Raw genomic sequence first — 13,661 nt, 5'->3', positions numbered from 1 at the left:
CCGAACTCGGGCGCCACGATGCGCCAACCCCTCTCCATTGGCGGATTCAAGGAGCCTTCCCATTTCCGGCACAGCGATCCCGGCCACCGGACTGAACTCCCCGTATGGTGGCAAGCTCGTCAACCTGATCGTCTCCGATGCCCGCGCCGGCGAGATGAAGGCCACCGCGAAAGATTTCGCAACCCTGACGCTCGACGAGCGTACCCTGTGCGACCTGGAACTGCTGGCCATCGGAGGGTTCAGTCCCCTGACCGGCTTTCTCGGCAAGGCCGATTACGATCGCGTGGTTGCCGAGGCTCGGCTGGCCGACGGCACCCTCTGGCCGCTGCCGGTGACCCTGCCGGTCGAGCCCGGCGACGGCGTCGAGGTGGGCAAGACCCTCGCGCTCAGAGACGTCTACGGCAACCTCCTCGCGTTCCTCCACATCGAGGAAATCTACGCTTACGACAAGGCGGTCGAGGCCAGAGGCGCGTACGGCACCAATGACTCCAGGCACCCGTCTGTCGCCTACCTCGACCGGTCGGCCGACCATTACGCGGCGGGCCGCCTGGAAGTCATCCGCGTCCCGCCGCACTTCGACTTCGTCGACCTACGCCTGACCCCCTCGAAGCTTCGCGAGCACTTCGAGAGCCTCGGCTGGAAGAAGGTCGTCGCCTTCCAGACCAGCGAACCGCTACACAGGGCTCACGAAGAGCTGACCAAGCGAGCCGCGAAGCAGATCGGCGGCGGTCTCCTGATTCACCCGGTCGTCGGCATGACCAAGCCCGGCGATGTGGATCATTACACTCGCATCCGCTGCTATCGCGCGCTGGTGGATACCGCCTACACGCCCGGTTCCGTGGTGCTCAGCCTGCTGCCGCTGGCGGTGCGCATGGCCGGCCCGCGCGAGGCTCTGCAGCACGCGATTATCCGCCGCAACTATGGCTGCACCGACTTCATCGTCGGACGCGACCACGCCGGCCCGGGTGCCGACAGCAAGGGCAAGCCTTTCTACGGTCCCGATGAGGCCCGTGAGGCGATGGCCAGGTACAAAGACGAGATCGGCATGGGCATCGTCGACGTCAAGCCGATGGTCTATCTGCCCGACGAAGACCGCTACAGCGCCGTCGACGAGGTCCCCGATGGGGCGAAGACCGCCGGGCTCTCCGGCACCCAGGTGCGCGACGACTACCTGGCCAAGGGCATCCCTCTGCCCGAGTGGTTCAGCCGCCCGGCCGTCGCCGCGATCCTGAACGAAGCCAGTCCGCCCAGGTTCCGACAGGGATTGACGATCTGGTTCACCGGCCTGTCCGGGTCGGGCAAGAGCACCGTCGCCCACGCCCTGGTCGAGCGTCTGGCCGAGTTCGGCCGCAACGTCTCGTTCCTCGACGGCGACGAGATCCGCACGCACCTTTCGAAGGGCCTCGGCTTCAGCAAGGAAGACCGCGACGCGAACATCAACCGCGTCGGCTACGTGGCTGGCCTCGTCGCTTCCCATGGCGGGACGACCCTCTGCTCGGTCATCAGCCCCTACCGCCACACCCGGGACAATGCCCGCAAGCTGTCGAAGGGAAACTTCGTCGAGGTCTTCTGCGACACGCCGATTGAGGTCTGCGAGAAGCGTGACGTCAAAGGCCTGTACGCCAAGGCCCGCGCCGGCGAGATCAAGGGCTTCACGGGCGTCGATGATCCCTACGAAGCACCACTCAACGCCGAGGTCACGATCGACACGAGCACGCTCGGCGCCAAGGAGTGCGCCGACGTGATCATCGACAAGCTCCTCGAATTGGGCTACATCCTGCCGCACGGCCACATCGCCTGAGGTCGTCGTCGGAGCCCGGCACGAATCTCCCCACGCGGCGCGGATCTCTTCAACAAGCTTCGCGCCGCCTGGCGTGCCTTGAATTGATGGGCAGAGAGGTCGCGGCCCGAGCCAAGCTGCCTGAAAATCCCCGCGACAAAACGACCCATACAGACCGTGAGCGTCACCCAGGTCAGCCGGCCGATCGACAACAGTCTCGGTGGGCCGATGAAGGAACAACGATCGGACGTTCAGCCCAATTTCGGGGGGCTGAAGCCATCCGGGACGGCATGTTGATGAGATCCTAACCGATCAATTCGATCTCGAAGTACTTCGCACCGAGATCGAACTGCGTGCCCTATTAACCGCGTAACGGCAGGGACTTTGAGTGCACCCGATAGGATTCGAACCTATAACCTTCGGTTCCGTAGACAGCTGGTTTAACTCAGCTTTTTGGCTTCTGCCGTAACCGTAAGTGCAAGCCTTGCGGGGTTTTGTCCCCGACATGTCCCCGCAGAGAAACCTCAGCGACGACCGGCCGGTTCGCAGAATTCTACAGGCTTTTGATCGTCTTGCAATAGGCTCGGGGACAAATCGGGGACAAACGGGGACAGGAGCGGCGGTCAGGCCTTGGAGCCCGTCTCTGGAATTCCGTCACGTGACGGCGTTTTTTCGCCGCCTACTGACCTGTCGCGTAGCGTCGCAAAATCCTACAATATACCTGGATAGCGAGATCGTGTGTCGGTCCCTGTTCGCGGGACGCCAAAGGCGATCTCGTGGCGGTTGGGGGCCCGGCTTCGCATGACGCTTCGCATCGAAAACGAATTACCTCAAGGTGGAGTGGCTCTCCTTCGTCACACCTACCTGTTCGTTACCGAACGCTGGCAGCACATGAAACGCGAGCCGATTCCCGATCAGGGCTTCGAGGAGCGATTTCGAGAAAGCTGCCTTCAGCCGGGCTGGGTCATCTCTCAGCACCGCGAGCTGAACCTCGGCAGCGTGCTCACCACCTCGTCGGGCGTGCTCCACGAAATCGATCTTGTAGCCCAGAACGAACCGCTTAGGTGCATCTTCGAGCTAAAGAACCGGCAGGATTTTCCGCCCGAGAAAAACGACGTGATCGTGTTCTTCGCGAAGATCCTGGACTACCTGTGCGTCAACCCGAGCCTGCTCAAGCAGACCTTGGTGCCGGTGTTCATGTCGGCTTTCGCGTTCGAGTACACCGGACTCGCCGCGTGCATCGGTCTTGGCATCCATCCCGTGGCTCCCGGCCTGAGACCCCTACCCCTGCTCGTTCACAACGCGCGTTGCATGGGGGCGGAGCGGGACAAGGGGCTCGCGCTCCCCGAGGGTGAGTGGGACGCATACGAGGATTTTTGCGTAGAGCTGAATCGCTTATCGGCTCTCCTTTCGCCAGCCGACCTCAACAGACGGTGCGACTCTCTCAACGAAGAAACGATCACGATCCGCGCCACGAAGATGAGTCAGACCGTGGAAATCGGTGACCAGTTGCGTGCCGTGAACGCGGAATGCTCTCGCCTGATAGAAGTGGTTAAAACGGCCACCGTCAGGAGAACTTCATGAAAATCACCAGCTTCAACGTGACCGATGTTGGTTATCACTACATCGGGCTGCGAGTTGTCGCGGCGATGCCCACGGCTACGCGCGAGGAGCAAACGCAAACGATCTCGCGAAGCGTGTTGAAGTTTTCGCGCGACAAGGCGATCCGCCTTATGCTGCCCGAGCCAAAGAGCAACTACGAATCCTTGGGAGATAAGATCTGTCAGGAGCTTGCCCACTTCAATTTCGCAGATCCCGTCCGTAATAAGGGGTACACGCTCACCGACGAGGGCTCGCGTGTCTTGGCGCTCCTCGAAAACAAGGAGTTTGTTGAGCTGCGACGCACGATGGCGGCCGTTCATCTGCGGACCTACTCGAACCTATTCGCCGTCGTCCACTCGCACATCGCTCTCGGCGGCCTCCTGAGCCCGATCGTGGAGACAGGGAGACAGGGGGACGTTCAATACATTGAGGGCCTTCTGACTCCAAGTTTCGACGGCGCCGCCAAAACGGAGGCGGCCCAACTCCTCCAGCAAATAGACAGAGATTCGCCGAAGGCCCTCGAAAACGCTCTTCGAGAACGGATTCTCGACAAGGCCGTTCCGGGGCTCAAGCTCCCGATCTTCCGTGCGATGGGGGATCGACTCATCAGTTTACGTTTGCTCAACATTATGCGGGTCACGAACGAGAGCGGTGAGTTTTCCAAAAGCTATTCGCCATGCACCGAGGGTGCAGACAACAGGCGGTGGCACAACTCAATGGAGGTGACGATTCCGAATTACGGCCATTACACGATCTACCTTAGCGAGCCTGACATGGCGGACCGGACCACCAGGGGAGAATTTCTTGCGGGTGTGATGACGGCATTCGACGCGCTGAAATCGCAAGCGGGATATTACGATTTGCCGGACGTGAGGGATCTTGTCTGTCAAAATCTGCTGATCCCGGAAGCGGCGTTCGACGAGGGCATTAACGCTCTTCTCGACATGAAGCAGCCTCCCGTGACACTCGGGCTGACATATGACCGAATCACAGGGCGACGCAAGCCGCTGGTTCGCGCGCGTGAAAACACACAGATTTTCAACTTGATCACGAGGGCCTAATGCCTATCAACCTGCCGAAGAAGAGCTCTGACTCGCTTGGTTCGATCTACGCGCCCCTCGGGCTGACGAACATGCCGTTCCCTAGCAACGGTTTCGTGAACCCGCACAGTCCCGATCCGAAGATCAACGGGGCCATCTACGCGGAGTCCACAGCGAGGGAAACGATCGCCAAGTTCGAGAGCCTGCTAATTCGGCCGGACGATTTCCCCAACCGCGCGCAGCTCGCCTACCTGTGGGCGAAGGGCGACAGCGAGACTGGTCGTGGTGTCGGCAAGACGGCTCTACTCCAGTACTTCCGTCAGCGCATCAACAAGGACTGGGGCAACACGGAATTCAATGGCAAGTTCTCAGCCGCGGTCATCTACGTCGGCTTCAAAAGCCAGGTGGACCGTCGCTACATGGAACAACTCGCTCTCTCCGGCCTGGTCGATGTCTGCAAGAACGGCGTGCTGGAAGCCTCGCGCGCCGTACTACGCCTGAATGCGATGCCGGAGGACAAGACGGATTTGGTGCTCTCCGATGATTCCGAAGGGGAAGCGAGCGCCGATAATCTGCTCAAAGATCACATCCTGACGAAGCATGGTGTCGATCCAATCAAGCTCGACGAAACGGTCGCGAAGACGCTCACTGCCGGGGGCGTGGAGGCCGTGGTCGCTCGCCAACTTGCCCGGGGCACCTTCGAAGACTACCTGCGATCGATGCGTAAGGACGGGCAGCTTGAACCGCTCTACATGCCTCGTGACACGAAGATCCTCGAATACTCACGCAGGCTGCTCTTTGATGACGTGGTGAACTACCTGCGCGCGGCGGGCTATGGGGGCGGCTACTTGTTCATCGACGACATCGAGAACTTGGTCGATCAGATGGCGCGGAAACAGCGCATCGAATTCGCTAAGGAATTCGGACTCTGCACTGTTCGACCGGGCTACGCGAATACGGCCTACAAGTTCTTCTCGTGCGTTCTCACGACGCACCAGCAGGCCTCGTCCTACCTGGCTGTCGCATGGGGCGAGGCGGGCTTGGCCGCTGTCGGTCGCCTCGATCCGGGCTCGCAGAACTCGGTCGAGCTTCCCTTCCCGAGTAAGGATCAGGCGAAAGACATCATCGTTGCCCATCTCGATTACTATCGCATGAACCCGAAAGAGAAGGGTTCGATCAGGCCGTTTACGACGGATGGCCTAGACGAGTTGCTGGGCGTGCCGACCTCGGTTCACCCCCGCACAACACTTTCTCGCGCGGCGAACGTCATTCAGTATGCAGTCGATAAGAAGCTCACAAGCATCGACCGGGAAACCGTTAAGGCTGCAACGGCGGCGGTGCCCAACCACGTTGCGGCACCCGACTTTAGTGACGGGATCGAGGGAGCGAGCTGATTGAAACGAGGAATGGAGCCCCTGGCAGGAATTGAACCCGCAAATCCGAAGTCATTAGTTTCGGTATGATGCCGTTTCATCACAGGGGCAAATGGTGGGGGAGGTTGGAATTGAACCAACTCCTCCGGGCTGACCCCGGAGTGCGTCTACACACCCCTCCCCCGTAAAAATTACGTCCCGAGAAGCGGGAGCTTTCCGAGAATCGGCCGGACCTTTGCCCGGTCCGACACCGGCACAACCCCGATCGCCGTGCATTGCCCATCGAAGGGCGGGTCCACCTCACGCACGAGGATGTGCGGCACGCTAGCAAGCTGAAGCCTTCGCGCGACGACGTGCAACTCCGTCTCGTCTTCGACGGCGAGAACGACGGCGTTCGTGTTTGGTGGAACTTCGCCGGAGACGGACTCTCCGGCAGCGTGGACGATCTGGGCCGCCATGAAGCCGAGCGGAAGATCGGCCCGGATGACGACGTAGTGAGTCAGGGAAATGTTAGCCGCAATGATTCATGGCCCGAACGTATCTCGTCCTGGCGCGAAGCGCAAGCAGGTTTTAGTCGAGCCTGAGATCCAGCCTCTGAGCCGGGTCGGGGATAGTCACGCAGACCCGATTCCCGTCGTAGAGCCGAGCTCCGACCACGAGGGGCTTGGGATACTCGCGGACCTGGAGCTTGCCGTAGTAACGCTCGCGGTCGTTGTACTCGTTGGGCGTCTTCCGGATGAGCGGCTCGTAAAAGTGGATCCCGCCCCAGACCGTGACGTCGACGATCTTGTTGGTGTACTCGTTCGGCCAGATGATTTTCAGGACGCCCTTGTCGTTGTTCGGGTTGTTCACGAACTGCCCGCCCCCCGGTTTTCCGGTCCTCATCCGCGTGCAGGTGGCATCGGGGACGAGCGCGGGCGCGATGGTCGGCTTGGGCTTGGGCGTTGCCACGGGGGTCGCTGTAGGCGACGCCACGGGAGTCGGCGCCTGAGTCGGCTCGACGGTCGGCGACGGCGTGGCTTCGACGTCGTCCGTCTCGTCGGCTGGGTTGCCGCAACCGAACATGAAGAGGGCGAGGGCGAAAGGGGCTAGCTTCTTGACCATGGGTCGAGGGTAGCACGGCCCGGGAGATCTCGTAAAACGTCGGCTCGCGGCGAACCTGGCGAGCGGTTGCCGTGTCGAATCCTCGACTGGCGCATCGTCCCCAAGCTATGCTACGGCTCAATCATGACCACCCACCCCGAACAACTCGTCACCTCCCTCGTGCTCCCGGCGCGATTTGCGAGTTATTGTTCGCGGTATTCCAGTTCGGGCCACCTGTCGTAATGACGCGTGGCCCGTCGTGGCCGGATCCCCTCCGGCCTATATCCCCAAGAAATCCGTTCGGTAGCTGAGACGATTCGATCGCCCGCCTGATCCACGGTGGACGCTCGGCCCGTTTCGTTCGGACCCGACGGAGGGATAGCCTAACTGGTAAGGCAGCAGTCTTGAAAACTGCCGTCCGAAAGGACTTGGGGGTTCGAATCCCTCTCCCTCCGCTCTCTGGAAGCGTGTCAGAGAGGCTTATCGTGCCTGGTTGCTAACCAGGTGTGGGAAACCACCGCAGGTTCGAATCCTGCCGCTTCCGTTCCATGGGTGTGCGCCGGAGTTGGAGAGCCGGACCGCGCTGTAAACGCGGTGTCCCTGACTGAGGGGGTTCGAATCCCTCCACACCCATTCCGAGAGGGTAGGCAAGAGGCGAGCCACCTGGTTGCAACCCAGGGCACGCGGGTTCGAATCCCGCCCCTCTCTCCAATATCGACACCGCAAAATCGCGCCGCTTGAGATTCTAAAGTGATCACTTGATTGTCGCTTGGTGGCTTCTAGAATGATAGTGGATATCCATTCACTATCCGGGAGCAACTACCATGCGACCGCGTCACGCCGACGTTCTGAAGGAGTCGGGCTACGCCGGAGACCTGGAGACGTTCCGAGAGACGCTCGCCGCCGTGAAGGCGGAGCTCTACCCCGACATCACCGACGAGATCCTCGCCTTCGGGAAAGAGACGAGCGCCACCTACTGTGCGACCGTGCGGAAACGGCTCAACGCTCCCCGCCTGGGTCGAGTCTTCATCCTGAAGGGGCTGATCAGCCTCCGAAAGCACGGCTGGAGGCCGCAGACGGTAGGCTCGTGAGGCGGCAGTCCTCGCCGGCGACTCACGGGTCCAGCCGCGGGTCGTCGGCGAGTAGCCGCTACGCGCATCACTTGCTAATCACCCAAAGGAAGGAGCGCCGTCGCCGGGTCTCGCTTGAGAATGTCCTGGGCAATCTTAATCGCCGGGGCTACCGCGTTCGGGTTCGCCGCCGCGAAGCATAGGAGGAACAGCGGCGTGCCTTGGCTATTTCGCAGGGTGTAGGGATTCGGGGCGACCCCGGCGAAAGCCGTCGCGAGTCGCTGATTGAAATACTTCCCGATCAGGTCCATGCCGGCGATCTTGCGGCGGACCACCATGTCGCTCCCGAACAGGCCCGGCTTCTCCTCCGGGAAGAAGACGTCGAACCACGCGGGCTCGCCAAACATCGTGTCGAGCCGACGTCGCCAAGAGGGCGGGATGTTACCGTCCTTTTTCAGGAGCCGGTTCACCGCGCTCACCGGGAAGAGAATCCAGGTGTCGATGGCCTTCGTCGTCCCGATGGCGGCGACCGTCTCCCAGGTGAGCTGCATCCCGAACGGGTCGATGAATAGCACCGCCCTGCGGTCTGACCAGGAGCGCTCGAGGCAGAGCTTCTGGAGGTAGGCGTTCGCCTCCGCCTTCTCGACGACGATGTCCGCCGCTCGCTCCGGAAACTCTTCGCGAAGCTTCCCGAGTTCCTTCGACTTCTTCCGGCTCTTTTCGATGAAGATATACTTGTGAAATCGCGGCTCGACCTGGAGGGCGATTCGCGCCGAGCCGTCGAGGAACTCCTCCACCGCGGGCTCCTCCAACTCTGGGAAGAGGCTTTCCGTCTCGTTTTCCTCGCGCTCAAGCTCGTGGTAACCCGTGCCGGCGAACCCGTCGATGTAGGCGTATGGATACCGCCGTTTCGACATGATCTTGCTGTAGGCGACCAGATATTTCCGGACGCGTTCGAGCTTGTCCTGGGTCCAGCTTCGGTCCCCGAACTTCTGCAACGAAGGAATCAACGGACACCCCTTCCTGCGTCAGAGAGCGGCGGCGAGTTGCGATTCGAGTCTCCGCTGATGGCCCGCGCGGACGGAGGCCGGCGCGATCGGGTTCGGGCTCAGCTCGGGCATCGCGTCGTAGGTCTGGCCGTCGAGTTCGCGCCCGGTGAGGCTCTTGTGGACCCCGCCCCACTGCTTGAAGAAGAAGGAGACGCCAGCGTCCTTGCACTGATCGCGGATGTTACGCACCCATTCGGGCTGCATCGGCCGCGCACCGTGACCGCTCTCCCCGCCGACGATCACCCAGGAAATCCCCGCCAGGTCAATCTGGCCCAGGTCTTCGAGGAGGGGCTCGATCGAGAGGAACCTCACGACGGCAGGCGCATCCCGGAGGTGATCGATGCGCGGCAACCCGTGCTTCCGGTTCTCGACGCTCACCCCCCACCAGATGTGGGGCTCTTGGGCAGCCCCGGCCAGGTCGGACCGTAGCATCTGGGCCAGCCGTTCGGAGCGCTTCGTCAGGACCTGATAGGTGTGCCAGTTCGCGGCGCGCATGAGATCCGCGACCATCCCGACATAGGCGTCCGAAACGTCCTTGTGGAACAGGTCGCTCATCGAGTTGACGAAGATCATCCTCGCGCGCGACCAGCGAAGCGGCTCGACGAGCTTGTGGGGTACGGTTCGGAGGTCGAACCCTTGCTCGTAAGGGTGGCCGGGGACCCCCCGGAACCGCTCGGCGAACGTTTCGGCGTAGCAGTGGGTGCATCCGGGGCTGATCTTGGTGCAACCTCTTACCGGGTTCCAGGTTGCGTCAGTCCATTCGATTTTCGACTTGTCAGCCATGCCTCATCGCCCCGCCCTTTGGTGAAACTTTGTCCAAGATACCGGCACAGAGCTTGGAACACCAGCGGCCACGGGACCAGGAAGAGGCGACGATTTGCTCCAGCCCCTCCCGCCCGTAGGGTCGATCGAGATTAGGGGCAACTGAATTTTTGTTCTCTTGGTCCGAAAGTTCATCTCGAGCGAGTTATACTCCAGCCAAACGGAGCGCCACTTCTCGATCTGCTCAAGGTGGCCAGGTTTGGGAGTCCGTATCTTGAACGAGACCAGCGACTTCGATGAAACCGAGATCGCCGTCCTGCTAATCGGGGGTAAGACCGATCGCGACGAGGGTTTGCGCAAACTGGATGAAGCATACCGAATGCGGGTGTGCGCCTGCCTCCGCTCCCACTTCCCCGGGATGCGGCCCCAGGACGTGGCCGAATGCTACTCGGACGTCCTCATCCACTTCATGCGGATCCTCGATGCGCCCGCCTCTTCTACCCAATCTACGTCGTTCAATCCTGACGAACCGATTCTCCCATTTCTGCTCACGATCGCCCGCCGTCGCGGAGTCGACTGGCTTCGAAGGGCCAGGCGACATGACGAGTTTATTCAGTACGTCGGATCGTCGCTCGGCGGCACCGAGGCAGGCGTGTGCTGGAAGGGGCTCGAAGCGGTGGTGCGAGGCGAGATCCGCGACGAGGTTCGGATGGCAATCGCAAAATTGCCCTCCAAAGAGCGTCTTGTCTGGAGCGTTTTCTTCGAAGCGCTTGAGGCGACCGGTGATCGACCGAGCGAGCAGGACTTGTGCGAACTGGTCCGCAAGAAGGACGGACCGAACCACACCTTCATCTCGGTCAAGCGAGCGTTGAGCAACGGCCGGGTTTCGCTGCGGCGACACCTGGAAACGCGTGGATATCAGGCCAGCGAGATTTTTGGAGACGCGTCATGACCTACAGAGAGCGGGAGGAGAGAGCACTTGATGCACTTATCGCGTCGTTCTTCCACATCAGCTCCGAGGACGCTGTGGGGAACGTTGACGACCCCTCCGTCTTGGACGCCGAGGATCGGAAGGCGATCGATGGCCTCGGCGATGACCTGGTCGACCGGCTCATCGCCAGGAGGGAGGCTGGGGAGGAGGGGCCTGTCGCGCCTCCTTCCTGGATCGAAGCTCCAGGCCCCGTAACGATCTCGCCGGATATCATGGCGCTCCACCGCGGGGACGACGATCTGCCCCAGGACGTCTTAGACGAGATCGAACAACATCGGCGAGAACTTCTGGAAGATGAGGAAGTGGACTTCGAGGAGTGACGCATCGATGGCCGGCTCAAAGCCGATGGACGACCGGGCGATCGAGGCTTATGCCGCGTCCATCCTAAAGGCTCACGGCCTTTATAAGCTCCCGGTCGATCCGTTCGAGATCGCCAAGAACGAGCGCATCCGCCTCGCTCCGGGGATATTCGGGGGGCGATTCGACGCCAGGCTCGAATTCCACCGCAAGAAGGGGAGGTTCCTGCTCCTCTACGCGGATAAACGAACTGGACGGACCGAAGGCCGTATTCACTTCACCATCGGCCACGAGCTCGGCCACTACTATCTCGAAGAGCACAAAGAGTATCTCCTGAGCGGCCTTTGGCACGGCTCTCACACCGGATTCGTCAGCGACAACAGGCTGGAGAGGGAGGCCGATCGCTTCTCCGCCGGGTTGTTGATGCCCGCGGATCTATTTAGGACGGCGGTAGCACGCTTCAGGCAGAGGGTGTGTACGCTCAGGGATCTGATCACTCTCTCCGAACGGCTCGGCACGTCGATCACTGCGACCGTCCGCCGCTACTGCGAACTGGACATCGAGGCTAGCAGCGTGGTCCTCGCGAGGGAGGGCGTGGTGCTATTTCACGTCGCGTCCTACGACATGCAAAGCCTCGGCTACAGGTTCGTTCGCCATCGCTCACGCGTGCCGCAGACGTCGAAGACGGCCCGCCTACTTGTGGAAGGCTCGGACGAATTCTCTGAAGGCAAGATAGAAGCGGATGTCTGGTACGAGAATCGGCGCGGCACCCTTTGGGAGGAGGCGCAACGGCTCGGGAACACGGGGCTGACGCTAACCTATATGGTTCACGATTCAGACCACTAAAATCGCGCGAGCCCGGGTTTTCCTTGGTTCGAGGGCCGGAGCTGAGCGAGTCCATTCATGACAGCGGGCGGGGTCGTCTCCCCCCCCCCGCACTCGAGAGGAGCCGCTCGGCTCAACCGGAAAGGAACCAGGCTGTGCCCGCCAAACCCATGAAGCCCGGTCAGACCGCCCCGCGATCCGGTCAGTACGGGGTCGTCGGCCCTCGCGGCGGCGACACCGGCCGCGAAGTCACGGTCGTCCGCGGCGAGCCGCTGCCCCCGACTCCCAGGCCGGGGATGGGATACGTGATGAACGACCCCACCCGCAACAAGGCAGGCCGCGGCGAGTGATCAACCGCCAAGCGCCCTGGGCGACGGATCGCCCTTTCTGTCACTCCGCAATTCACCCCTCCTCAATAATCTCGACCAGCTAGCTAATTTATAAATGCACCTCGCCCGCTCCACAGCGAGACCGCGCCTTTTAAGAGGGTTTCCCCAGGGAGTATATATTGGACCCGAAAGCTGTAATCTTCGACTTGGACATGACTTTGGTCGATTCATCTCGGGTGGAGGCCGACCGCAAAGCTGGTAACTGGGAGCGGGTGTTCCGCCGACTGGGAGAAGTGCAAACATTCCCATCAACGGCGGGACCAGCGGCGGAGACCATTCCAGCCGCTCTCCGCGCGCGGGGTAAGAAGGTGGCTGTAGTCACCTCCTCCCTGAGAGGGTATGCGACCAAGGTGCTCGAGCGTTTCGCCATCGAGCACGACGTCCTGGTCGCATATCAGGACACGGAGGCCCACAAGCCGAGCCCCGAGCCGTTCAACTACGCAATCCAGCAGCTCGGCGTTGCCCCCGGCGAATGCCTGTGCGTGGGAGACGATCCGGGCGATTCGCAGGCGGCCTATCACGCCCGAATCCCCTCGGTCGGCGCACTCTGGGGTTTTGCCTCGAACCTCGCCGACCCGAAGCTGAGGGATTTCTGGAAGTCTTCCCCCGAACGCGCCATCATGCACCCTGGAGTGTTACTACACCCCAAGTTGCTCGGCGGGTGTCGATATATCGGCGAGGCCGATCTCGACGGCCTCCTCTGTCACCAGCAGGATGGGTTCCGTCTCTATTGGGACGATTCCACGACGGGCGACCGATGCGAATGCCTCGGTCGCTACTTCTCCGGGAGCGACCCGAGGAGTTTCGGCTCCCGATGGAGCCAGCGAATCCTCGCGGCTAAGGAGAACCACGAGGTGGGGTTGGCTTTCGCGCCGGCAATCGCGCGATTCCTCAACAGCTACCCTTGGAAGCCCGACGTGATCGTGCCCGTCCCGCCCAAACCTGGCCTCGCGAGCCGTTTCGGGCCACTGTTGGGTGCCCTGGAGCCCATGCTGGCGACGCCCGCCAGCTCCGTCCTCGACGGCCTCACCTGCCTCGCCGAGATCCCGGACTACAAGATTCTCAACTACACCACCCGCGAGCATGCGATCCAAGGCACGATCGGGACCAACCGGGATTGGGCCGGTCGGAAAGTCGCACTCCTCGACGACGTGCTTACCTCCGGATCGTCCGCCCGGGAATGTGCCAGAGTCCTACGGCAAGCGGGCGCGGCCGAGGTCAGGATCGTGGCGCTCGGGTTCGCCCAGGACGTCTTCTTCCGGAAGGAATGCCCCAGGTGCGGACGGTCTATGAAACGCAGAGTCAGAGGCCGTGACGGTGCGCCATTTTGGGGATGTTCCGGATATCGAAGCCGCGACTGCGATAAAACCGTCCCCTGGGACCCTAAAGATCCCCTCTAA

At 61.6% G+C, this 13,661-nt stretch carries 14 protein-coding genes and 5 tRNA genes; 14 read left to right on the top strand and 5 right to left on the bottom strand.

The window, feature by feature from the left end; all coding sequences use genetic code 11:
• Positions 1-37: 37 nt before the first annotated feature.
• The 4 genes from EP7_RS22070 to EP7_RS22055 all read left to right on the top strand — a co-directional run bounded on the left by EP7_RS22070 (position 38) and on the right by EP7_RS22055 (position 5,816).
• The gene (locus EP7_RS22070; RefSeq protein WP_463524300.1) at positions 38-1,801 is read left to right on the top strand and encodes a bifunctional sulfate adenylyltransferase/adenylylsulfate kinase; all 1,764 of its coding nucleotides are present in this window, start codon (positions 38-40) and stop codon (positions 1,799-1,801) included.
• A gap of 780 nt (positions 1,802-2,581) precedes the next feature.
• Positions 2,582-3,364, top strand: a complete 783-nt coding sequence (locus EP7_RS22065; RefSeq protein ID WP_463524299.1) for a hypothetical protein — start codon at positions 2,582-2,584, stop codon at positions 3,362-3,364.
• Positions 3,361-4,443 (top strand): hypothetical protein, encoded by a 1,083-nt coding sequence (locus EP7_RS22060; protein ID WP_463524298.1) that lies wholly within the window; start codon positions 3,361-3,363, stop codon positions 4,441-4,443. The genes EP7_RS22065 and EP7_RS22060 overlap by 4 nt, the downstream gene beginning before the upstream one ends.
• The gene (locus EP7_RS22055) at positions 4,443-5,816 is read left to right on the top strand and encodes a hypothetical protein (RefSeq protein ID WP_463524297.1); all 1,374 of its coding nucleotides are present in this window, start codon (positions 4,443-4,445) and stop codon (positions 5,814-5,816) included. Before EP7_RS22060 ends, EP7_RS22055 begins: the two co-directional genes overlap by 1 nt.
• A 13-nt stretch (positions 5,817-5,829) precedes the next feature.
• Here the strand turns inward: EP7_RS22055 and EP7_RS22050 are convergent.
• The 3 genes from EP7_RS22050 to EP7_RS22040 form a co-directional block, all read right to left on the bottom strand.
• Positions 5,830-5,905: transfer RNA gene (locus tag EP7_RS22050), tRNA-OTHER, on the bottom strand.
• An 81-nt stretch (positions 5,906-5,986) separates the two neighbouring features.
• On the bottom strand, positions 5,987-6,253 hold the full coding sequence (locus EP7_RS22045; RefSeq protein ID WP_463524296.1) for a peptidyl-tRNA hydrolase: 267 nt from the start codon (positions 6,251-6,253) through the stop codon (positions 5,987-5,989).
• Between the two features lie 112 nt (positions 6,254-6,365).
• Complete coding sequence (locus EP7_RS22040) at positions 6,366-6,899, bottom strand: hypothetical protein (protein ID WP_463524295.1); 534 nt, start codon at positions 6,897-6,899, stop codon at positions 6,366-6,368.
• 351 nt (positions 6,900-7,250) lie between these two features.
• Between EP7_RS22040 and EP7_RS22035 the strand changes: the two genes are divergently transcribed.
• The 5 genes from EP7_RS22035 to EP7_RS22015 all read left to right on the top strand — a co-directional run bounded on the left by EP7_RS22035 (position 7,251) and on the right by EP7_RS22015 (position 7,969).
• Positions 7,251-7,333 (top strand) — tRNA-Ser (locus EP7_RS22035).
• A 6-nt stretch (positions 7,334-7,339) separates the two neighbouring features.
• Positions 7,340-7,422, top strand: a tRNA-Ser gene (locus tag EP7_RS22030).
• A 6-nt stretch (positions 7,423-7,428) separates the two neighbouring features.
• Positions 7,429-7,511 (top strand) — tRNA-Tyr (locus tag EP7_RS22025).
• A gap of 4 nt (positions 7,512-7,515) precedes the next feature.
• Positions 7,516-7,589: transfer RNA gene (locus EP7_RS22020), tRNA-Cys, on the top strand.
• A 113-nt stretch (positions 7,590-7,702) separates the two neighbouring features.
• Positions 7,703-7,969 carry a hypothetical protein gene (locus EP7_RS22015; RefSeq protein WP_463524294.1) on the top strand — a complete coding sequence of 89 codons (267 nt, stop codon included), beginning with the start codon at positions 7,703-7,705 and terminating at the stop codon, positions 7,967-7,969.
• 74 nt (positions 7,970-8,043) lie between these two features.
• Here EP7_RS22015 and tcmP read toward each other — a convergent pair whose 3' ends face one another.
• Together tcmP and EP7_RS22005 are read right to left on the bottom strand one after the other, a co-directional pair.
• Positions 8,044-8,958: a three-Cys-motif partner protein TcmP gene (gene tcmP / locus EP7_RS22010; protein ID WP_463524293.1), complete on the bottom strand. Its 915-nt coding sequence runs from the start codon at positions 8,956-8,958 to the stop codon at positions 8,044-8,046.
• Between the two features lie 18 nt (positions 8,959-8,976).
• Positions 8,977-9,780: a DUF5131 family protein gene (locus EP7_RS22005; protein WP_463524292.1), complete on the bottom strand. Its 804-nt coding sequence runs from the start codon at positions 9,778-9,780 to the stop codon at positions 8,977-8,979.
• Positions 9,781-10,033: 253 nt separating this feature from the next.
• Here EP7_RS22005 and EP7_RS22000 point away from each other — a divergent pair, with 253 nt between their 5' ends.
• The 5 genes from EP7_RS22000 (at position 10,034) to EP7_RS21980 (ending at position 13,661) form a co-directional block, all read left to right on the top strand.
• The gene (locus EP7_RS22000) at positions 10,034-10,711 is read left to right on the top strand and encodes an RNA polymerase sigma factor (protein WP_463524291.1); all 678 of its coding nucleotides are present in this window, start codon (positions 10,034-10,036) and stop codon (positions 10,709-10,711) included.
• Entirely contained in the window at positions 10,708-11,070 is a 363-nt protein-coding gene (locus EP7_RS21995; RefSeq protein ID WP_463524290.1) for a hypothetical protein, read from the top strand. Before EP7_RS22000 ends, EP7_RS21995 begins: the two co-directional genes overlap by 4 nt.
• A 7-nt stretch (positions 11,071-11,077) precedes the next feature.
• Positions 11,078-11,893 carry an ImmA/IrrE family metallo-endopeptidase gene (locus EP7_RS21990; RefSeq protein WP_463524289.1) on the top strand — a complete coding sequence of 272 codons (816 nt, stop codon included), beginning with the start codon at positions 11,078-11,080 and terminating at the stop codon, positions 11,891-11,893.
• Between the two features lie 149 nt (positions 11,894-12,042).
• Positions 12,043-12,222 (top strand): hypothetical protein, encoded by a 180-nt coding sequence (locus EP7_RS21985; RefSeq protein WP_463528453.1) that lies wholly within the window; start codon positions 12,043-12,045, stop codon positions 12,220-12,222.
• Between the two features lie 191 nt (positions 12,223-12,413).
• Positions 12,414-13,661 (top strand): HAD-IA family hydrolase, encoded by a 1,248-nt coding sequence (locus EP7_RS21980; RefSeq protein WP_463524288.1) that lies wholly within the window; start codon positions 12,414-12,416, stop codon positions 13,659-13,661.

This window comes from Isosphaeraceae bacterium EP7, assembly GCA_038400315.1.
In the GTDB taxonomy this organism is placed as follows: Bacteria; Planctomycetota; Planctomycetia; order Isosphaerales; family Isosphaeraceae; genus EP7.
Note: the sequence above shows the minus strand (reverse complement) of the source record. Positions and strands in the feature narration are given on the sequence as shown.

Bases quoted from the DNA above. Each gene is read 5' to 3' on its own strand.
- EP7_RS22065 (WP_463524299.1), top strand. From the start codon at position 2,582: ATGACGCTTCGCATCGAAAACGAATTACCTCAAGGTGGAGTGGCTCTC.
- EP7_RS22060 (WP_463524298.1), top strand. From the start codon at position 3,361: ATGAAAATCACCAGCTTCAACGTGACCGATGTTGGTTATCACTACATC.
- EP7_RS22055 (WP_463524297.1), top strand. From the start codon at position 4,443: ATGCCTATCAACCTGCCGAAGAAGAGCTCTGACTCGCTTGGTTCGATC.
- EP7_RS22045 (WP_463524296.1), bottom strand. From the start codon at position 6,253: ATGGCGGCCCAGATCGTCCACGCTGCCGGAGAGTCCGTCTCCGGCGAA.
- EP7_RS22040 (WP_463524295.1), bottom strand. From the start codon at position 6,899: ATGGTCAAGAAGCTAGCCCCTTTCGCCCTCGCCCTCTTCATGTTCGGT.
- EP7_RS22015 (WP_463524294.1), top strand. From the start codon at position 7,703: ATGCGACCGCGTCACGCCGACGTTCTGAAGGAGTCGGGCTACGCCGGA.
- EP7_RS22005 (WP_463524292.1), bottom strand. From the start codon at position 9,780: ATGGCTGACAAGTCGAAAATCGAATGGACTGACGCAACCTGGAACCCG.
- EP7_RS21995 (WP_463524290.1), top strand. From the start codon at position 10,708: ATGACCTACAGAGAGCGGGAGGAGAGAGCACTTGATGCACTTATCGCG.
- EP7_RS21990 (WP_463524289.1), top strand. From the start codon at position 11,078: ATGGCCGGCTCAAAGCCGATGGACGACCGGGCGATCGAGGCTTATGCC.
- EP7_RS21985 (WP_463528453.1), top strand. From the start codon at position 12,043: ATGAAGCCCGGTCAGACCGCCCCGCGATCCGGTCAGTACGGGGTCGTC.
- EP7_RS21980 (WP_463524288.1), top strand. From the start codon at position 12,414: ATGACTTTGGTCGATTCATCTCGGGTGGAGGCCGACCGCAAAGCTGGT.